This window comes from Sphingomonas sp. S2-65 (assembly GCF_021513175.1).
Classification (GTDB): Bacteria; Pseudomonadota; Alphaproteobacteria; order Sphingomonadales; family Sphingomonadaceae; genus Sphingomonas.
Genome location: NZ_CP090953.1, coordinates 3,633,286 through 3,649,652, shown reverse-complemented (window position 1 = coordinate 3,649,652; position 16,367 = coordinate 3,633,286). Strand labels below are relative to the sequence as shown.

At 63.9% G+C, this 16,367-nt stretch carries 28 protein-coding genes; all 28 read right to left on the bottom strand.

What is annotated here, in order from left to right; translation table 11 throughout:
- Positions 1-17: 17 nt before the first annotated feature.
- The gene (locus LZ586_RS17275) at positions 18-1,085 is read right to left on the bottom strand and encodes a DNA-directed RNA polymerase subunit alpha (protein ID WP_235077536.1); all 1,068 of its coding nucleotides are present in this window, start codon (positions 1,083-1,085) and stop codon (positions 18-20) included.
- Between the two features lie 95 nt (positions 1,086-1,180).
- Entirely contained in the window at positions 1,181-1,570 is a 390-nt protein-coding gene (rpsK, locus tag LZ586_RS17270) for a 30S ribosomal protein S11 (protein ID WP_077511532.1), read from the bottom strand.
- A 60-nt stretch (positions 1,571-1,630) separates the two neighbouring features.
- Entirely contained in the window at positions 1,631-1,999 is a 369-nt protein-coding gene (gene rpsM / locus LZ586_RS17265; protein ID WP_235077535.1) for a 30S ribosomal protein S13, read from the bottom strand.
- A gap of 249 nt (positions 2,000-2,248) precedes the next feature.
- A complete protein-coding gene (locus LZ586_RS17260) occupies positions 2,249-2,473 on the bottom strand; it encodes a hypothetical protein (RefSeq protein WP_235077534.1) in 225 nt (74 codons plus the stop codon).
- 162 nt (positions 2,474-2,635) lie between these two features.
- Entirely contained in the window at positions 2,636-3,295 is a 660-nt protein-coding gene (locus LZ586_RS17255) for an adenylate kinase (RefSeq protein WP_235077533.1), read from the bottom strand.
- A 32-nt stretch (positions 3,296-3,327) separates the two neighbouring features.
- The gene (gene secY, locus LZ586_RS17250) at positions 3,328-4,689 is read right to left on the bottom strand and encodes a preprotein translocase subunit SecY (RefSeq protein WP_235077532.1); all 1,362 of its coding nucleotides are present in this window, start codon (positions 4,687-4,689) and stop codon (positions 3,328-3,330) included.
- A 179-nt stretch (positions 4,690-4,868) separates the two neighbouring features.
- Positions 4,869-5,399 carry a 50S ribosomal protein L15 gene (gene rplO / locus LZ586_RS17245; protein WP_235077531.1) on the bottom strand — a complete coding sequence of 177 codons (531 nt, stop codon included), beginning with the start codon at positions 5,397-5,399 and terminating at the stop codon, positions 4,869-4,871.
- A gap of 122 nt (positions 5,400-5,521) precedes the next feature.
- Positions 5,522-5,701 carry a 50S ribosomal protein L30 gene (rpmD, locus tag LZ586_RS17240; RefSeq protein WP_235077530.1) on the bottom strand — a complete coding sequence of 60 codons (180 nt, stop codon included), beginning with the start codon at positions 5,699-5,701 and terminating at the stop codon, positions 5,522-5,524.
- Between the two features lie 5 nt (positions 5,702-5,706).
- Entirely contained in the window at positions 5,707-6,474 is a 768-nt protein-coding gene (rpsE, locus tag LZ586_RS17235; protein WP_235077529.1) for a 30S ribosomal protein S5, read from the bottom strand.
- Positions 6,475-6,476: 2 nt separating this feature from the next.
- A complete protein-coding gene (gene rplR, locus LZ586_RS17230; protein ID WP_235079842.1) occupies positions 6,477-6,836 on the bottom strand; it encodes a 50S ribosomal protein L18 in 360 nt (119 codons plus the stop codon).
- On the bottom strand, positions 6,836-7,369 hold the full coding sequence (rplF, locus tag LZ586_RS17225) for a 50S ribosomal protein L6 (protein WP_184084628.1): 534 nt from the start codon (positions 7,367-7,369) through the stop codon (positions 6,836-6,838). The genes rplR and rplF overlap by 1 nt, the downstream gene beginning before the upstream one ends.
- The gene (rpsH, locus tag LZ586_RS17220; protein WP_184084631.1) at positions 7,369-7,764 is read right to left on the bottom strand and encodes a 30S ribosomal protein S8; all 396 of its coding nucleotides are present in this window, start codon (positions 7,762-7,764) and stop codon (positions 7,369-7,371) included. Before rpsH ends, rplF begins: the two co-directional genes overlap by 1 nt.
- 11 nt (positions 7,765-7,775) lie before the next feature.
- Positions 7,776-8,081 carry a 30S ribosomal protein S14 gene (gene rpsN / locus LZ586_RS17215; RefSeq protein WP_235077528.1) on the bottom strand — a complete coding sequence of 102 codons (306 nt, stop codon included), beginning with the start codon at positions 8,079-8,081 and terminating at the stop codon, positions 7,776-7,778.
- Positions 8,082-8,100: 19 nt separating this feature from the next.
- Complete coding sequence (gene rplE / locus LZ586_RS17210; RefSeq protein ID WP_235077527.1) at positions 8,101-8,685, bottom strand: 50S ribosomal protein L5; 585 nt, start codon at positions 8,683-8,685, stop codon at positions 8,101-8,103.
- Positions 8,678-8,995 (bottom strand): 50S ribosomal protein L24, encoded by a 318-nt coding sequence (rplX, locus tag LZ586_RS17205; RefSeq protein WP_235077526.1) that lies wholly within the window; start codon positions 8,993-8,995, stop codon positions 8,678-8,680. Before rplX ends, rplE begins: the two co-directional genes overlap by 8 nt.
- Positions 8,995-9,363, bottom strand: a complete 369-nt coding sequence (rplN, locus tag LZ586_RS17200) for a 50S ribosomal protein L14 (RefSeq protein WP_235077525.1) — start codon at positions 9,361-9,363, stop codon at positions 8,995-8,997. The genes rplX and rplN overlap by 1 nt, the downstream gene beginning before the upstream one ends.
- An 83-nt stretch (positions 9,364-9,446) precedes the next feature.
- Positions 9,447-9,716, bottom strand: coding sequence for a 30S ribosomal protein S17 (gene rpsQ / locus LZ586_RS17195; protein ID WP_184084646.1), 270 nt, complete (start codon positions 9,714-9,716; stop codon positions 9,447-9,449).
- Between the two features lie 11 nt (positions 9,717-9,727).
- Positions 9,728-9,931: a 50S ribosomal protein L29 gene (gene rpmC, locus LZ586_RS17190; RefSeq protein WP_184084649.1), complete on the bottom strand. Its 204-nt coding sequence runs from the start codon at positions 9,929-9,931 to the stop codon at positions 9,728-9,730.
- A gap of 4 nt (positions 9,932-9,935) precedes the next feature.
- Complete coding sequence (gene rplP / locus LZ586_RS17185; protein WP_235077524.1) at positions 9,936-10,367, bottom strand: 50S ribosomal protein L16; 432 nt, start codon at positions 10,365-10,367, stop codon at positions 9,936-9,938.
- Between the two features lie 14 nt (positions 10,368-10,381).
- Entirely contained in the window at positions 10,382-11,092 is a 711-nt protein-coding gene (gene rpsC, locus LZ586_RS17180) for a 30S ribosomal protein S3 (protein WP_184084654.1), read from the bottom strand.
- Positions 11,092-11,469 carry a 50S ribosomal protein L22 gene (gene rplV, locus LZ586_RS17175; protein ID WP_184084657.1) on the bottom strand — a complete coding sequence of 126 codons (378 nt, stop codon included), beginning with the start codon at positions 11,467-11,469 and terminating at the stop codon, positions 11,092-11,094. Before rplV ends, rpsC begins: the two co-directional genes overlap by 1 nt.
- A complete protein-coding gene (rpsS, locus tag LZ586_RS17170) occupies positions 11,469-11,744 on the bottom strand; it encodes a 30S ribosomal protein S19 (protein ID WP_029936458.1) in 276 nt (91 codons plus the stop codon). Before rpsS ends, rplV begins: the two co-directional genes overlap by 1 nt.
- A 1-nt stretch (position 11,745) precedes the next feature.
- Positions 11,746-12,597, bottom strand: coding sequence for a 50S ribosomal protein L2 (rplB, locus tag LZ586_RS17165; protein ID WP_235077523.1), 852 nt, complete (start codon positions 12,595-12,597; stop codon positions 11,746-11,748).
- Positions 12,597-12,917 carry a 50S ribosomal protein L23 gene (locus LZ586_RS17160; protein ID WP_184084663.1) on the bottom strand — a complete coding sequence of 107 codons (321 nt, stop codon included), beginning with the start codon at positions 12,915-12,917 and terminating at the stop codon, positions 12,597-12,599. The genes rplB and LZ586_RS17160 overlap by 1 nt, the downstream gene beginning before the upstream one ends.
- Positions 12,910-13,521 carry a 50S ribosomal protein L4 gene (rplD, locus tag LZ586_RS17155; protein ID WP_235077522.1) on the bottom strand — a complete coding sequence of 204 codons (612 nt, stop codon included), beginning with the start codon at positions 13,519-13,521 and terminating at the stop codon, positions 12,910-12,912. Before rplD ends, LZ586_RS17160 begins: the two co-directional genes overlap by 8 nt.
- The gene (gene rplC, locus LZ586_RS17150; RefSeq protein ID WP_235077521.1) at positions 13,522-14,271 is read right to left on the bottom strand and encodes a 50S ribosomal protein L3; all 750 of its coding nucleotides are present in this window, start codon (positions 14,269-14,271) and stop codon (positions 13,522-13,524) included. It abuts the gene before it with no gap.
- Between the two features lie 337 nt (positions 14,272-14,608).
- Positions 14,609-14,917, bottom strand: a complete 309-nt coding sequence (rpsJ, locus tag LZ586_RS17145; RefSeq protein WP_184084671.1) for a 30S ribosomal protein S10 — start codon at positions 14,915-14,917, stop codon at positions 14,609-14,611.
- Between the two features lie 176 nt (positions 14,918-15,093).
- Entirely contained in the window at positions 15,094-16,290 is a 1,197-nt protein-coding gene (gene tuf / locus LZ586_RS17140) for an elongation factor Tu (RefSeq protein WP_184084683.1), read from the bottom strand.
- Between the last annotated feature and the right edge of the window lie 77 nt (positions 16,291-16,367).

The window sequence follows — 16,367 nt, the reverse complement described above, 5'->3', positions numbered from 1 at the left end:
ACAACAGATCCTGGGATTTAGCCCATGATCTCCTGCTCGAGCTTCTTTGCCATCTCTTCGATGTTCTCCGGCGGCCAGCCCGGGATTTCCATCCCCAGCCGCAGGCCCATCGACGACAGCACTTCCTTGATCTCGTTCAAGGACTTGCGGCCGAAGTTCGGAGTGCGCAGCATCTCGGCTTCGGTCTTCTGGACCAGGTCGCCGATATAGATGATGTTGTCGTTCTTCAGGCAGTTCGCCGAACGCACCGACAGCTCCAACTCGTCCACCTTCTTGAGGAGGTAGCGGTTGATCTGCGCGGTATCGCCACCCGATTCCGGAGCGGCGGCGGGAACGCCACCGGCCTGGATAGGTGCCGAGCGCGTGACGGCCGAATCGTCGAAGTGGACGAACAGCGCCAGCTGGTCCTGAAGGATGCGCGCGGCATAGGCCACGGCGTCTTCCGGAGTGATGGTGCCATCGGTCTCGATCGAAAGCGTGAGCTTGTCGTAATCGAGCTCCTGGCCGACGCGGGTGTTCTCGACCTTGTACGACACCTGGCGAACCGGGCTGTACAGGGCGTCGACCGGGATCAGGCCGATCGGCGCATCCGCCGGACGGTTCGACGCGGCGGGGACATAGCCCTTACCGACATCGGCGGTCAGCTCCATGTTGAGCGTCGCGCCCTCGTCCAGGTGGCAGATCACCAGTTCGGGGTTCATCACTTCGATGTCGCCGGAAACGGCGATGTCGCCGGCCTTCACTTCGGCCGGGCCCGTCGCGGAGAGCTGCAGGCGCTTGGCGCCCTCGCCCTGCATGCGAATGGCGATCTGCTTCACGTTCAGGACGATGTCCGTCACGTCTTCACGCACACCAGCAAGCGAGGAGAATTCGTGCAGCACGTTCTCGATCTTGATCGAGGTGACCGCAGCGCCCTGAAGCGATGACAGCAACACGCGGCGCAAAGCGTTTCCAAGCGTAAGGCCGAAGCCGCGCTCGAGCGGTTCGGCCACAAAGGTCGACTTGCGCTTGGTATCGCCACCCGGCTTCTTTTCAAGGCCGGTTGGCTTCTTGAGTTCCTGCCAGTTCTTGGAATTGACCGACACAGGCTTTCCTCATGTTGGGCAGGCTGGGGCGGCCTGCCAGAAAATAACTGCCGACCGCAGGCCCGCCCCCGGGCCCGCGGTTCAAGCAGGGCAGATCAGACGCGACGGCGCTTCGAAGGACGAACGCCGTTGTGCGGGATCGAAGTCACGTCGCGGATGGACGTGATCTGGAAACCGACCGCCTGGAGGGCGCGAAGCGCGCTCTCACGACCCGAACCCGGGCCCTTCACTTCCACTTCCAGGGTGCGCACGCCGTGCTCGGCTGCCTTGCGGCCAGCGTCCTCGGCAGCGACCTGGGCGGCGTACGGGGTCGACTTGCGCGAACCCTTGAAGCCCATCATGCCGGCCGACGACCAGCTGATCGCATTGCCCTGCGCATCGGTGATGGTGATCATGGTGTTGTTGAAGCTGGCGTTCACATGCGCGACGCCAGAGGTGATGTTCTTGCGCTCACGACGCTTAATGCGCTGCGGTTCACGTGCCATTATTGGAAATCCTTCGAAAAGCGAAGAGCAGGCGGGCCGCTCGGAAAGCGGCCCAGCGGCTTACTTCTTCTTACCAGCGATCGGCTTGGCCTTGCCCTTGCGGGTGCGCGCATTGGTATGCGTGCGCTGGCCACGGACCGGCAGGCCCTTGCGGTGACGCAGGCCGCGATAGCAGGCCAGGTCCATCAGGCGCTTGATGTTCATCGCGGTTTCGCGACGAAGATCGCCTTCCACGGTGTACCCTGCGTCGATCGCTTCGCGGATCTGCAGCACTTCCTGATCGCTCAGGTCCTGCACGCGACGCTCGGTAGCGATGCCCAGCTTTTCGGTGATTTCCTTGGCCTTGGTCGGACCAATGCCGTGGATATACTGAAGCGCGATCAGAACGCGCTTGTTGGTCGGGATATTTACACCCGCAATACGTGCCATGAACTTTGTTCTCCCAGCTCCACGGGACGCCGCATGGCAGCCTGCGTCCCATCTCGTAGCGTTGCCATCCAAATGCGACGACACGACTGGCGCTGGAAGCGCCGCCGGTACAACCGCTGTTCGGAAGAAAGGCGACATATGCAGCCGCACGCCCGCTGTCAAGCGCAGCAAGCCGGGAAAACCGGAACCCGATACATACACGAACGTTCCGGGCGCGCCAAGCGACGCCCGGCGCCGCCCTGCCCCCGTTTACCGCCGCGCGCGGGCTTTCCCCGCGGCGTGGACGATCGCCGCCGATCCCAGCAGGATCATGCCCACCATCCCGCCGATCGACAGCAGGCCGGCGGGCGTCACTTCCACCTCCGCGGTCGCCGCGAATCGCTCGCCCCATCGCATCCGCGCCGAGGCGCGCTGCGGCACCGCGACTTCCCGCAGGTCAGCACGGTCGGCGAGCGGCAAAGGGTCGGAAGGCACGATGGGAAGCGGGTCTACCATCCCCCCTCAACGCACGATCCGGCCCCGATCTCCCGCCGCAGCGGGAGTTGAGCCTCAACGCATTGATCTCAGGGGATATTAGGCCAAAAAACGCCCGCGCAGCCGGATTGTCTCGGCGTCAACAAGATAGTCGCGAGAGCCTCAGGCCCCCGACGCACCATCCAGAACCGCATCGATCTGGCGCGTCACTTCGTCCATGTCGGCCATGCCGTCGACGTGCCGGACCAGTCCCTTGGCCTCGTAGAAAGGCAGGATCGGCGCCGTCTTCGCCCGGTACTCCGCCATGCGGGTCCGCACCGTCTCGGCATTGTCGTCGGGCCGCCGCTTGAACTCGTGGCTCCCGCACACGTCGCACGTGTCCGCCACCACCGGCAGCTTGAAGGTGTCGTGATAGCCGGCGCCGCACTGCGCACAAGTGAAGCGCCCGGTGATCCGATCGACCAGCGCATCCTCGTCGACGTGGAGCTCGATCACATAGTCCAGCTTGCGCCCCCGCTCGGACAGCAGCGCCTCGAGCGATTCGGCCTGTGCCGACGTCCGCGGATAGCCGTCGAAGATCGCGCCCCGCTCGGTGTCGGCCATGTCGAGCCGCTCACCGATGATCCCGGACACGATCTCGTCGGAAACGAGCTCACCCGCGTCCATGACTGCCTTGGCCTTGATGCCCGTAGGCGTTCCGGCCTTCACCGCGGCGCGCAGCATGTCGCCCGTCGATAGCTGGACCATGCCCCGGGCCGCTTCCAGGCGGCTCGCCTGGGTGCCCTTGCCCGCGCCCGGAGGGCCCAACAGGATGATGTTCAACGCAACTGTCCCCTTCGATGCGCTCGCGCCTGTTAGCGCGTCCGACCCTTCAGCTTCGCCTTCTTGATCAGGTCACCATATTGGTGCGCCAGCAAGTGCGACTGGATCTGCGCGACTGTGTCCATGGTTACGTTGACCACGATCAGAAGGCTAGTGCCTCCCATCAGGAAGGTACCGCCGAGCGACGAGATCGCGAACTCGGGCACCAGACAGATGAAGGTCAGGTACGCCGCGCCGACCACGGTGATGCGGGTCAGCACATAGTCGAAATACTTCTCGGTGTTCTTGCCGGGACGGATGCCCGGGATGAACCCGCCATGCCGCTTCAGATTGTCCGCGGTCTCTTCCGGATTGAACACGACGGCGGTGTAGAAGAACGAGAAGAAAATGATGCCGAAGCCATAGAGCGCCATGTAGAGCGGCGAGCCGTGGCGCAGCCAGGTGTTCAGGTTGATCACCAGGTCGCCCATCCAGCTCTCGCCCGCAGTCGCCTGACCGGCGAACTGGGTGATAGTCAGCGGCAGCAGCAGCAGCGACGACGCGAAGATCGGCGGGATGACGCCGGCGGTGTTGAGCTTCAGCGGCAAGTGGCTGCGCTCGGCCTGCACGCCCCGCGCGGTCTGGCGCTTGGGATACTGGATCAGGATGCGGCGCTGCGCGCGCTCCATGAAGCAGATGAACAGCACCAGCGCGATCACCGCGACCAGGATCAGGATGAGGCGCAGCGGGTCGATCGTGCCGGTACGACCGCTCTCGAACAGCTGGACCAAAGTGGTTGGCAGGCGCGCGACGATGCCCGCCATGATGATCAGCGAAATGCCGTTGCCGATGCCGCGGCTGGTGATCTGCTCGCCGATCCACATCAGGAACAGCGTACCGCCGACCAGCGACACCACTGCGCCGACACGGAACAGCATGCCCGGCTCGATCACCGGCTGCAGGCCCTGCGCCGCGCCGAAGCTTTCGAGGCCGACGGCAATGAACCAACCCTGCACCGCGGTCAGCGCGACCGTGCCGTAGCGGGTATATTGGTTCAGCCGCTTGCGGCCGCTCTCGCCTTCTTTCTTGATCGCGTTGAGCTGCGGCGACAGCGACGTCGCGAGCTGCACCACGATCGAAGCGGTGATGTAGGGCATGACGCCGAGCGCCACGACCGACATGCGGTTGAGCGCGCCACCCGTGAAATTGTTGAAGAAGTCGAGCACGCCGCCCTGGGTCTGCTGCGCCAGCAGGTTGAGCTGGGTCGGGTCAACGCCCGGCAGCGGCACATAGCTGAGCAGCCGGAAGACGATCAGCGCGCCGATCGTGAACCACAGGCGCTTCTTGAGTTCGGTCGCCTTGCCGAACTTGGCCAGGCTGATGCTGGAGGCGAGTTGATCGGCTGCGGATGCCATGTGCGAATCTGTCCTGGAAACCAAAGCGGCGGGAAAGCGTTCGACCGCCCCCGCCGCTCATATAGTCACGCGCCGAGGCTTGTCTAACCTCTAGCGCATTTTGTTCCTCGGCCGGGCCGAGGCTCAGGCATCGAGCGGCTCGATACTGAGCCCCGGCTCGTGCCGGGGAACCGCAAGCGTCAGCCCTGCTGCGCGGCCTTCTTGGCGGCCTGGGTCGTGCGATGCTTGGCCTTGTGCTTGTCTGCGGCCGGCACGATTTCCGGCACGGTCACCGAGCCACCAGCCTTTTCAACCGCTTCGCGGGCGCCCTTGGACACGCCGGCTACGGTGAAGCTCAGCTTCGCGGTGAGCTCGCCCTTGCCGAGCAGGCGCACGCCATCCTTGCCGCCACGAGCCAGGCCGACGGCTTTGAGAGCCTCGTGGTCGATGTCGGTCGCGGTCAGGCGGCCTGCGTCGATCATCTTCTGGATCTCGCCCAGGTTCACCTCGGCATAATCCTTGGCGAAGATGTTGTTGAAGCCGCGCTTCGGGATCCGCATGTGAAGCGGCATCTGGCCGCCTTCGAAGCCCTTGATCGAGACGCCGCTGCGGCTCTTCTGACCCTTCTGGCCACGGCCGGCGGTCTTGCCCAGGCCCGAGCCGATGCCACGGCCGACACGGACGCGGCCCTGACGGGCACCCTGGTTATCGCGGAGATCGTTCAGCTTCATATCGTGCACTCGCTTTCGCTTTTGTCGCGCTGACGGTTGATTGAAATTGGAAAGGGGGCCGCATAGCCCCCTCTCCCCAGCTTGTCACTGGTAATATGTCACCTGGTAGAGGCGACGAGGGCTCAGCCCTCGACGACCTGCACCATGTGCGGCAGCTTGCGGATCATGCCACGAACTTCGGGCGTATCCTCGAGCTCGCTGACCTTGTGCATCTTGTTGAGCCCAAGGCCGATCAGCGTTGCGCGCTGATCCTTCGTGCGGCGGATCGGCGAGCCGATCTGCTTGATCTTGATGGTTGCCATGTTCGTTACTCCACGATCGCGGCTGCATCCGCCTCGGCGGTCTGCGAACCGCCGCGGCCGAGCAGGTCGGCAATCTTCTTGCCGCGCCGCTGAGCGACCGACTTCGGCGAAGTCTGCTCGTTCAGCGCCTCGAAGGTGGCGCGGATCATGTTGTAGGGGTTCGAAGTGCCGACCGACTTGGTCACCACGTCAGCAACGCCCAGCGATTCGAAGATGGCGCGCATCGGGCCACCCGCGATGATGCCGGTACCGGCAGGCGCGGTACGAAGCGTCACGCGGCCGGCACCGAAGTGGCCATTGCCGTCATGATGCAGCGTGCGGCCTTCCTTGAGCGGAATGCGGACCATCGTCTTCTTGGCAGCTGCCGTCGCCTTGGAGATGGCTTCCGGCACTTCGCGTGCCTTGCCATGACCGAAGCCGACCCGGCCCTTGCCGTCGCCCACGACGACCAGCGCCGCGAAGCCGAAGCGCTTGCCGCCCTTCACCGTCTTCGAGACGCGGTTGATGTGAACCAGCTTCTCGATCAGCTCTTCGCCGCCATCGTCGGCGCCGCGCGGGCCGCCGCGGTTGTCACGACCGCCACGACCGCCATCGCGACCGCCACGACCGCCACCGCCGCCGGGGCCACCACGGCCACGGCCACCGCCGCCACCGCCGCCGGGACCGCCACGACCGCGGCCACCGCCCTGGTAGCCGCCGTCCTGCGCCGGAGCACTGGCTTCCGCGGGAACGGCCGAGCCGTCAGCTTCTGGCGTGTTGTTCTCGTCAGCCATCTTTAGAACTCCAGTCCGCTCTCACGAGCGGCATCCGCCAGCGCCTTGACGCGGCCATGATAGAGGAAGCCACCGCGATCGAAGACGACCTGCGTCACGCCGGCGGCCTTGGCCGCCTCTGCAACGCGCTTGCCGACTTCCTGCGCCGCCGCGATGGTCGCGCCGGTCGAGCCGCGCACGTCCTTCTCGAGGGTGGAGGCAGAGGCCACGGTGCGGCCCGCGGCGTCGTCGATCACCTGGGCATAGATGTGCTTGCCCGAGCGATGGATCGACAGACGCGGACGGCCACCAGCGCGCGCACGAAGCGCAGTGCGGTTGCGGCGACGACGCTTTGCGAAAAGCGAGAGACCCTTGGTGCTGATCACTTCTTCTTCCCTTCCTTACGGAAGATGAACTCGCCGTCGTACTTGATGCCCTTGCCCTTATACGGCTCGGGCTTCCGCCAGCGGCGAATCTCGGCCGCAATCTGGCCGACCTTCTGCTTGTCGATCCCCGAGATCTCGACCGTGGTCTGATCGGGGGTCTTGATCTCGATGCCTTCCGGCACGTCGATGTTCACGTCGTGCGAATAGCCGAGCTGGAGCTTGAGCACCTTGCCCTGCGATGCGGCGCGATAGCCGACGCCGGTGATCACGAGCTTCTTGGTGAAGCCCTCGGTCACGCCGGTGATCAGGTTCTGGACCAGCGTGCGCTGCATGCCCCAAAAGGCACGCGCCGCCTTGGTCTCGTTCGCCGGCTTCACCAGGATGCCGTCATTCTCGAGCGTGTAGCTGATCTCGTCGCGCAGGTTAAGCGAAAGCGCACCCTTGGGGCCCTTCACGTTCAGCACGCGATTGTCGATCGAGGCGGTAACGCCTGCCGGTACGGAGACCGGCTTCTTACCGATGCGGCTCATCAGAACACCTCCGCGAGCACTTCGCCACCGACATTCTGTTCGCGCGCTTCGGCGTCGGACAGAACGCCACGCGGCGTCGAGACGATCGTGATGCCCAGGCCGTTGCGAACGCGCGGAAGTTCCTGCGAACCCGAATAGACGCGGCGGCCAGGCTTCGAGACGCGGGCGACGTGCTTGATCGCCGGCTGACCCTCGAAATATTTGAGCTCGATGCGGATGCCCGCTGCCGGGCCCATCTGCTCTTCGGAATAACCGCGGATATAGCCTTCGCGCTGAAGCACGTCGAGGACGCGGACACGCAGCTTGGAAGCAGGCGTCAGGACGGAGTCCTTCTTCGCCCGCTGGCCGTTGCGGATGCGGGTGAGCATGTCACCCAGGGGATCGGTCACTGCCATCTTCGTGATCCTTACCAGCTCGACTTGGTGACACCGGGGATCAGGCCCTTGTTGGCCAGATCACGGAACATCACACGAGCGAGACGGAACTTGCGGTAATAAGCGCGCGGGCGGCCGGAAAGCTCGCAGCGGTTGCGAATCCGGGTCGGATTGCCGTTGCGCGGAATTTCCGCCATCTTGAGACGCGCGATGAGACGCTCGGTCTCATCCAGGCTCTCGTCGTTCGCGATCGCCTTCAGCTTCGCATACTTGCCGGCGTACTTCTTCACCAGCTGCTTGCGACGCTCGTTCTTGTTTACGGAACTCAGTTTCGCCATGACTTAAGTTCTCTTTCCCTTACGCTGCTTGCTTCGCTTCGCCGTCCGCATCCTGCGGGAACGGGAAGCCGAAGAGACGGAGAAGCTCGCGAGCCTCGTCGTCGGTCTTAGCGGTGGTGGTGACGATCACGTCCATGCCGCGCACCTTGTCGATGCGGTCATAGTTGATCTCGGGGAATACGAGCTGCTCCTTCAGGCCGCAGGCATAGTTGCCGCGTCCATCGAAGCTCTTCGGATTCAGCCCACGGAAGTCGCGGACGCGCGGCAGCGCGATCGTGACGAAGCGGTCGAGGAACTCGTACATGCGCTCACGGCGAAGGGTGACCTTCACGCCGATCGGCATGCCCTCACGCAGCTTGAACTGCGCGATCGACTTCTTCGCCTTGGTGATGACGGGCTTCTGACCAGCGATCAGCTCCATCTCACCAGCGGCCTGCTCGACCTTCTTCTTGTCCTGGGTCGCTTCGCCAACGCCCATGTTCAGCACGATCTTGTCGAGCCGGGGGACTTCCATGACGTTCTTGTAGCCGAACTTCTCGGTCATCGCCTTGGCGATGGTCTCGTCGTACAGCTTCCGCATCCGCGGCGTGTAGCTATCAGCCATTGATGACATCCCCGGTCTTGACGGCCACGCGGACCTTCTTGCCGTCGCGCTCTTCGAAGCGGACGCGCGTGGGCTTGCCGTCGGCGGTCACGTGCGCGACCTTCGAGACATTCATCGGCGCTTCCGAACGCTCCAGGCCACCCTGCGGGTTGGTCTGGCTCGGCTTCTTGTGGCGAACCGCCACGTTGATGCCCGACACGACGACCTTGCCGTCCTTGGGCAGCGACTTGACGACCTCACCGGTCCGTCCCTTGTCCTTACCGGACAGGACGATGACCTGGTCGCCCTTCTTGATCTTGGCAGCAGCCATCACAGCACCTCAGGGGCGAGCGAAATGATCTTCATGAAGCCCTTCGAGCGGAGCTCGCGGACCACCGGGCCAAAGATACGAGTGCCGATCGGCTCCTCGTTCTTGTTGACCAGCACCGCGGCATTGCCGTCGAAGCGGATCACCGAACCGTCGGTACGACGGACGTCCTTGGCGGTGCGGACGATCACAGCGCGGTGAACGTCGCCCTTCTTCACGCGGCCGCGGGGTGCGGCCTCCTTCACGCTGACGACGATAACGTCGCCAACGCCGGCAAAGCGGCGCTTAGAGCCGCCCAGCACCTTGATGCACTGCACCCGCTTCGCGCCGCTGTTGTCAGCGACCTCGAGATTGGATTGCATCTGGATCATGGATCCGGTTCCTTCTCGTTCGGCCTACCGGGACCAGTGAATACCTGGCCCGGCGGTTCCAGTTAAAGCCGTTAGGCCCTTGGTTAGGCGATGTCGGCCCGCTCGGGGGTCGCGTGGGTGTTAACCCGCTCGATCACCTTCCAGGTCTTCAGCTTGGAAATCGGCGCAGTCTCTTCGATGCGCACGGTCTCACCCGCCTTATACTCGTTGCCCTCGTCATGGGCATGGTACTTCTTCGAACGACGGATGATCTTGCCGTAGAGCGGGTGCTTGACCTTACGCTCCACCAGCACGACCACCGTCTTCTCGCCCTTGTCGGAGACGATCTGCCCCGTCAACACGCGCTTAGGCATGGTTCGTTTCCTTACTTCGCTTCCGAGCGCGAACGCTCGGACTGCAGCGTCTTGATACGGGCGATATCCCGACGGACTTCCTTGACCCGGCTCGGCTTCTCAAGCTGGCTGGTCGCGGCCTGGAAGCGCAGGTTGAATGCCTCGCGCTTCAGGTTGCCAAGCTCGTCGCTCAGCTGGTCGTCGGTCTGGGCCCGAAGATCGGTAGCCTTCGTCATTCTATCAACCCTCCAGGTGCGACGTGTCGCCGAGACGCGCCACGACCTTGACCTTGATCGGCAGCTTCATCGCCGCACGCTCGAACGCTTCCGCCGCGAGCGGACCGGGAACGCCGTCCAGCTCGAACAGGATGCGGCCCGGCTTGACGCGAGCTACCCAGAACTCCGGCGAACCCTTGCCCGAGCCCATGCGGACTTCGGCAGGCTTCGACGAAACCGGAAGATCCGGGAAAATACGGATCCACAAACGGCCCTGGCGCTTGATGTGGCGCGTGATCGCGCGGCGAGCCGCTTCGATCTGGCGGGCGGTGATCCGCTCCGGCTCCATCGCCTTCAGGCCATACGACCCGAAGTTGAGGTCCGTGCCACCCTTGGCGTCGCCATGGATGCGGCCCTTGAAAGCCTTGCGGAACTTGGTGCGCTTAGGTTGCAGCATGTTTCTCTACTCCCTTAGCGGCGATGATCGTCGCGCGCGGGGCGCACGCCGGAGGTCTGAGCCTCCATCATCAACCGGTCCTGCGCCATGGGATCATGGCCCAGGATCTCACCCTTGAAGATCCACACCTTCACGCCGCACACGCCATAAGCGGTGTGCGCAGTCGCATCGGCATAGTCGAGGTTGGCGCGCAGCGTGTGCAGCGGCACCCGGCCCTCGCGATAGCTCTCGTTGCGCGCGATCTCGGCGCCGCCAAGACGGCCGCCGCACATCACGCGGATGCCATCGGCACCCAGACGCATCGCCGACTGCACCGCACGCTTCATGGCGCGGCGGAACGCGATACGGCGCTCCAGCTGGTCGGCAATGCCCTGCGCGACGAGCTTGGCGTCGACTTCGGGCTTGCGGATCTCGACGATGTTCAGGCTCACGTCGGAGCTGGTCATCGCGCCGAGCGTCTTGCGCAGCTTCTCGATGTCGCCACCCTTCTTGCCGATGATCACGCCGGGGCGCGCAGCGAAGATGGAGATGCGGCACAGCTTTGCCGGACGCTCGATGACCACCTTCGAGATCGCGGCCTGGGGCAGCGTCTTGATGATGTACTGGCGGATCTTGAGATCCTCCAGGAGCAGGCGGCCATAGTCCGCGCCTTCGGCGAACCAGCGGCTGTCCCACGTCCGGTTGATCTGCAGGCGCAGACCGATTGGGTTGCTCTTGTGACCCATTATGCTTCTTCCTGCTCGCGCACGACGATGCGCAGACGGCTGAACGGCTTCAGGATGCGGGTGGACTTGCCACGGCCGCGGGTCGCGAAGCGCTTCATCGTGATCGACTTGCCGACCGACGCCTCGGCGACGACGAGCGCGTCGACGTCGAGGTTGTGGTTGTTCTCGGCATTGGCGATCGCCGAAGCGAGCACCTTGCGTGCGTCAACCGCCATCGCCTTGGTCGAGAACTGAAGGATGTTCAGCGCATCGCCGACCTTCTTGCCGCGGATCAGGCCAGCGACCAGGTTCAGCTTCTGCGCCGAACCACGGATCTGCGTGCCGACCGACAGCGCTTCGTTATCGCCTACGCGACGGGGTGCCTTTGGCTTCGACATCAGCGCTTACCCTTCTTGTCGGCAGCGTGGCCCGGGAAGAAGCGGGTGGGAGCGAACTCGCCCAGCTTCATGCCGACCATGTCTTCGTTGACCGATACCGGCACGAACTTGCGGCCGTTGTACACGCTGAAGGTCAGGCCAACGAAGTCCGGCAGGATCGTCGAGCGGCGCGACCAGGTCTTGATCGGCGCGCGCGCGTTGGTTTCCTGCGCGGTCTGCGCCTTCTTCAGCAGATGGAGGTCCACGAACGGACCCTTCCAGACTGAGCGAGCCATGTTAGCCCTTCCTCTTCGTCGAATGACGCGACCGGATGATCATCTTGTCGGTCGACTTGTTGTGACGGGTGCGCGCACCCTTGGTCGGCTTGCCCCATGGCGTGACCGGATGACGGCCGCCCGAGGTCCGGCCTTCACCACCGCCGTGCGGGTGGTCGACCGGGTTCTTGGCGACGCCGCGGGTCAGCGGACGCTTGCCCAGCCAGCGATTGCGGCCGGCCTTGCCCAGGTTGGTGTTCTGGTTGTCGGGGTTCGACACCGCGCCAACCGTACCCATGCAATTGCCGTGGATATAGCGCTGCTCACCCGAGTTCAGGCGAACGATGACCATGCCGCGATCACGGCCGACGACCTGCACATAGGTGCCTGCCGAACGTGCGATCTGACCGCCCTTGCCCGGCTTCATCTCCACATTGTGGACGATGGTGCCGACCGGCATCGAGCCCAGCTCCATGGCGTTGCCCGGCTTCACGTCGGTCTTCTGACCGGCGATCACCTTGTCACCGACAGCCAGACGCTGCGGCGCGATGATGTAGGCCTGGCTCGGCTTACCGTCGATCTCGCCATAGTTGATCAGCGCGATGAACGCAGTGCGGTTCGGGTCATATTCGATCCGCTCGACCGTGCCTTCGACGTCCCACAGGCGGCGCTTGAAATCGACGATGCGATAACGCTGCTTGTGACCGCCGGCGATGCCGCGCGAGGTCACATGACCCTTGTTGTTACGGCCGCCGGTCTTGGTCTTGCCCTCGGTCAGCGACTTGACCGGACGACCCTTGTACAGGCCCGAACGGTCGATGAGGATCAGGCCACGAACGCCAGGCGACGTCGGGTTGTAATTCTTGAGTGCCATTACGAGTTGACCCCCGAGGTCACGTCGATCTGCTCACCGTCGGCGAGCGTCACGATTGCCTTCTTCATGTCGGAACGCTTGTAGGGAGCACCCTTCCAGCGCTTGGTCTTGCCCTTCTGGACGATCGTGTTGACGCCGGTCACCTTGACATTCCAGAGCGCCTCGACGGCGGCCTTGATCTCAGGCTTGGTGGCGTCGCCGGCGACCTTGAACACAACCGCGTTGTGCTCGGAGACGAGCGTCGACTTTTCGGTGATGTGCGGCGCGACAATCACGTCATAATGACGGTTGTCGATCGCGGCAGTCTGCTTCTTAGCCATTGAAGCGCGCCTCCAGCTTCTCGACGGCAGCGCGGGTCAGGACCAGCGTGTCGCTCTTCAGGATGTCGTAGACGTTGGCACCGATCGCCGGCAGGACGTTGACGCCCTGCAGGTTGCGGGCCGCGAGGAAACCGCCGGTCTCCGCGTCGATGATCAGCGCCTTCTTGCCAAAGCCCAGCTTGATGAACTGTGCTTCCAGCTCCTTGGTCTTCTCACCGGCGTTGCCGTCCAGGATGATCAGCGAGCCAGCCTTGGCGTGGCTCGACAGTGCCATCCGAAGACCCAGCGTGCGGATCTTCTTGTTCAGCGACGGATTGAAGTCGCGGACGCGGGCGCCGTGCGCCTTACCACCACCGATGAAGATCGGCGCGCGGCGATCGCCGTGACGAGCCGTGCCGCCGCCCTTCTGGCGGCCCCACTTCTTGCCGGTACGCGCCACATCCGAACGCTCGCGAGTGCCGCGGGCGGTGCCGCGACGCTTCTCGAGCTGCCACGTCACGACGCGGTGCAGAATGTCGGCGCGCGGCTCGACGGCGAAGATCTCGTCGTTGAGCTCGATGGCACCCGCTTCTGCGGCGTCGAGGGTTTGAACCTTGACCTGCACTTAGCCCTCCTGGCCTTCGGTAGCTTCCGGAGCGGCCTGGACAGGCGCTTCAGCGGGAGCTTCATTGCTGTTGGCGACGGCCTTCAGGCCGGCGGGGAACGGCGCAGTCTCAGGACGCGAAACCTTGACGCTGTCCTTGACGAACAGCCAGCCACCCTTCGAGCCGGGCACGGAGCCCTTCACGAAGATCAGGCCACGCTCGACGTCGGTGCCGACGATCTCGAGGTTCTGCTGGGTGCGGAACTTGTCGCCCATGTGACCGGCCATCTTCTTGTTCTTGAAGACCTTGCCCGGATCCTGGCGCTGACCGGTCGAACCGAGCGAACGGTGCGAGACCGAGACGCCGTGGGTAGCGCGCAGACCGCCGAAGCCCCAACGCTTCATGCCGCCCTGGAAGCCCTTACCCTGGGTCTTGCCCTGGATGTCGACATACTGGCCAGCGACATAGTGATCGGCCGAGATTTCGGCACCCACGTCCAGCAGGCCATCCGCATCGACGCGGAATTCATGAACCACAGCCTTGGGCTCGACTTCGGCCTTGCCGAAGTGGCCGCGCTGCGGCTTGGAAACGTTCTTGCTCTTCGCCGAACCGGCGCCGAGCTGGACGGCAGTGTAACCGTCACGATCTTGCTCGCGGACGGAGACGACCTGAACGCCTTCGAGAGCCAGAACGGTGACCGGCACGTGGCGGCCGTCGTCCTGGAACAGGCGGGTCATCCCCAACTTCTTCGCGATCACGCCAGTGCGCATGATCTTATGCTCCTATGCATAGGCACCCGCGGGACCATTCCCCCGGGTGCGTGCCTCAGCCCGTTTTATCGATGCGAGCCCCCGTCCGGGCTGAACCCTCACCAAGGTGAGGGAGACGGGGGACGCAGGCCCGGACACTCCGAAGAGGCCGGCGGTATCCCTATATCGTCATGAGCGCGCCGTGATGGCGCCCTCCATTCCTTGCGTCGGACCGGGAAGATCCTGTCGAGGAACCTGCGAATCTCACTAGAAGACTCGCGAAACTCTTGCGAAGGCGCGCCTTTACGTCAGCACGCCTTCCCTGTCCACCCCCGCCGAAGCGCGGGCGGACAATCAATTATGCCAGCTTGATTTCGACGTCGACACCGGCCGCGAGGTCGAGCTTCATCAGCGCGTCCACGGTCTGCGGGGTCGGCTGCACGATGTCGAGCATCCGCTTGTAGGTACGGACTTCGAACTGCTCGCGCGACTTCTTGTCGATGTGCGGACCACGGAGAACGGTGAACTTCTCCGTCTTGGTCGGCAACGGGATGGGGCCACGGATGAGCGCGCCGGTGCGGCGCGCAGTGTCGGCGATGTCGCCGGTCGCCTGGTCGAGCACGCGATGGTCGAACGCCTTCAGGCGAATGCGGATATTGCTGTCCATAGTCCCTACCGATGCGAAAGAGCGGGCCCCGTGTCCGGGGCTCTTGCTGTTTACGAAAAACCGAAGGGCGGCCCTTACAGGTGCCCTCATTAAAAAGCAACCGCCCGACACCCCTTTTATAGGGTGCCGGGCGGCTGTTCATCCTTTGGAGCGGTCAGCCCGCTCCGAAGTCTGGCTTACTTGACGATTTCTGCGACGACGCCTGCACCGACGGTGCGGCCGCCTTCACGGATCGTGAAGCGCTGACCAACGTCCATTGCGATCGGCGCGATGAGCTTGACGCCCAGGGCGACTTCGTCACCCGGCATCACCATCTCGGTGCCGGCCGGCAGTTCGATCGTGCCCGTCACGTCGGTCGTGCGGAAGTAGAACTGCGGACGATAGTTGGCGAAGAACGGCGTGTGACGGCCACCCTCGTCCTTCGACAGGACGTACACCGACGACTGGAACTCGGTGTGCGGCTTGATCGAACCCGGCTTCGCCAGAACCTGACCACGCTCCACTTCGTCGCGAGCGACGCCGCGGATCAGCGCGCCGATGTTGTCGCCTGCCTGGCCCTGGTCGAGCAGCTTGCGGAACATTTCAACGCCGGTGACGGTCGTCTTGCGGACCGACTCCTGGATGCCGACGATCTCGACTTCCTCGCCAACCTTGACGATGCCGGTCTCGACGCGGCCGGTGACGACCGTACCACGACCCGAGATCGAGAACACGTCCTCGATCGGCATCATGAACGGCTTGTCCAGCGGACGCTCCGGTTGCGGGATCGACTCGTCGACTGCTGCCATGAGGGCCAGGATCGCTTCCTTGCCGAGCTTGTCGTCCGAACCCGACAGGGCTGCGGTCGCCGAGCCACGGATGATCGGGATGTTGTCGCCGTCGAACTCACGCTTGGAGAGCTCTTCGCGGATTTCCATCTCGACCAGCTCGAGGATTTCCTCGTCGTCGACCAGATCGACCTTGTTGAGGAAGACCACCATGGTCGGCACGCCAACCTGGCGGGCGAGCAGGATGTGCTCCTTGGTCTGCGGCATCGGACCGTCGGTCGCTGCCACAACCAGGATCGCGCCGTCCATCTGCGCCGCACCGGTGATCATGTTCTTCACATAATCGGCGTGGCCCGGGCAGTCGACGTGCGCATAGTGACGCGCGTCGGTTTCATACTCGACGTGTGCGGTCGAGATGGTGATGCCGCGCTCGCGCTCTTCCGGAGCCTTGTCGATGTTGGCGAAGTCGACAGCGGCGTTGCCAGCGACGTTTTCCGCCAGAATCTTCGTGATCGCGGCCGTCAGCGACGTCTTGCCATGGTCGACGTGACCGATGGTGCCGATGTTCAGGTGCGGCTTGTTCCGCTCAAACTTTGCCTTCGCCATTGGTTTCCTACCTTCTGGAATCTGATTCGCGGCCTTCAGGGCACCACGCGAACGCGGCCCCTTAGCGCCTGATTTAA

What these genes read in the sequence shown, in the direction of transcription:
- rpmD (WP_235077530.1), bottom strand. Translation starts at nt 5,701, where the DNA reads ATGGCAACCATCAAGATCAAGCAGATCGGCTCGCCGATCCGCCGCACG.
- tuf (WP_184084683.1), bottom strand. Translation starts at nt 16,290, where the DNA reads ATGGCGAAGGCAAAGTTTGAGCGGAACAAGCCGCACCTGAACATCGGC.
- rplV (WP_184084657.1), bottom strand. Translation starts at nt 11,469, where the DNA reads ATGTCGAAGCCAAAGGCACCCCGTCGCGTAGGCGATAACGAAGCGCTG.
- rpsM (WP_235077535.1), bottom strand. Translation starts at nt 1,999, where the DNA reads ATGGCACGTATTGCGGGTGTAAATATCCCGACCAACAAGCGCGTTCTG.
- rpsQ (WP_184084646.1), bottom strand. Translation starts at nt 9,716, where the DNA reads ATGCCTAAGCGCGTGTTGACGGGGCAGATCGTCTCCGACAAGGGCGAG.
- rpsC (WP_184084654.1), bottom strand. Translation starts at nt 11,092, where the DNA reads ATGGGTCACAAGAGCAACCCAATCGGTCTGCGCCTGCAGATCAACCGG.
- rpsN (WP_235077528.1), bottom strand. Translation starts at nt 8,081, where the DNA reads ATGGCGAAACTGAGTTCCGTAAACAAGAACGAGCGTCGCAAGCAGCTG.
- secY (WP_235077532.1), bottom strand. Translation starts at nt 4,689, where the DNA reads ATGGCATCCGCAGCCGATCAACTCGCCTCCAGCATCAGCCTGGCCAAG.
- rplB (WP_235077523.1), bottom strand. Translation starts at nt 12,597, where the DNA reads ATGGCACTCAAGAATTACAACCCGACGTCGCCTGGCGTTCGTGGCCTG.
- rplO (WP_235077531.1), bottom strand. Translation starts at nt 5,399, where the DNA reads ATGAAGCTGAACGATCTCCGCGATAACCAGGGTGCCCGTCAGGGCCGC.
- LZ586_RS17160 (WP_184084663.1), bottom strand. Translation starts at nt 12,917, where the DNA reads ATGGCTAAGAAGCAGACTGCCGCGATCGACAACCGTCATTATGACGTG.
- rplE (WP_235077527.1), bottom strand. Translation starts at nt 8,685, where the DNA reads ATGGCTGATAGCTACACGCCGCGGATGCGGAAGCTGTACGACGAGACC.
- rpsH (WP_184084631.1), bottom strand. Translation starts at nt 7,764, where the DNA reads ATGGCAGTGACCGATCCCCTGGGTGACATGCTCACCCGCATCCGCAAC.
- rpsE (WP_235077529.1), bottom strand. Translation starts at nt 6,474, where the DNA reads ATGGCTGACGAGAACAACACGCCAGAAGCTGACGGCTCGGCCGTTCCC.
- rplN (WP_235077525.1), bottom strand. Translation starts at nt 9,363, where the DNA reads ATGATCCAGATGCAATCCAATCTCGAGGTCGCTGACAACAGCGGCGCG.
- rplC (WP_235077521.1), bottom strand. Translation starts at nt 14,271, where the DNA reads ATGCGCACTGGCGTGATCGCGAAGAAGTTGGGGATGACCCGCCTGTTC.
- rpmC (WP_184084649.1), bottom strand. Translation starts at nt 9,931, where the DNA reads ATGACGAAGGCTACCGATCTTCGGGCCCAGACCGACGACCAGCTGAGC.
- rplP (WP_235077524.1), bottom strand. Translation starts at nt 10,367, where the DNA reads ATGCTGCAACCTAAGCGCACCAAGTTCCGCAAGGCTTTCAAGGGCCGC.
- rpsS (WP_029936458.1), bottom strand. Translation starts at nt 11,744, where the DNA reads ATGGCTCGCTCAGTCTGGAAGGGTCCGTTCGTGGACCTCCATCTGCTG.
- rpsK (WP_077511532.1), bottom strand. Translation starts at nt 1,570, where the DNA reads ATGGCACGTGAACCGCAGCGCATTAAGCGTCGTGAGCGCAAGAACATC.
- rplF (WP_184084628.1), bottom strand. Translation starts at nt 7,369, where the DNA reads ATGAGCCGCATCGGTAAGAAGCCGGTCTCCGTACCGGCAGGCGTTACC.
- rpsJ (WP_184084671.1), bottom strand. Translation starts at nt 14,917, where the DNA reads ATGGACAGCAATATCCGCATTCGCCTGAAGGCGTTCGACCATCGCGTG.
- rplX (WP_235077526.1), bottom strand. Translation starts at nt 8,995, where the DNA reads ATGGCTGCTGCCAAGATCAAGAAGGGCGACCAGGTCATCGTCCTGTCC.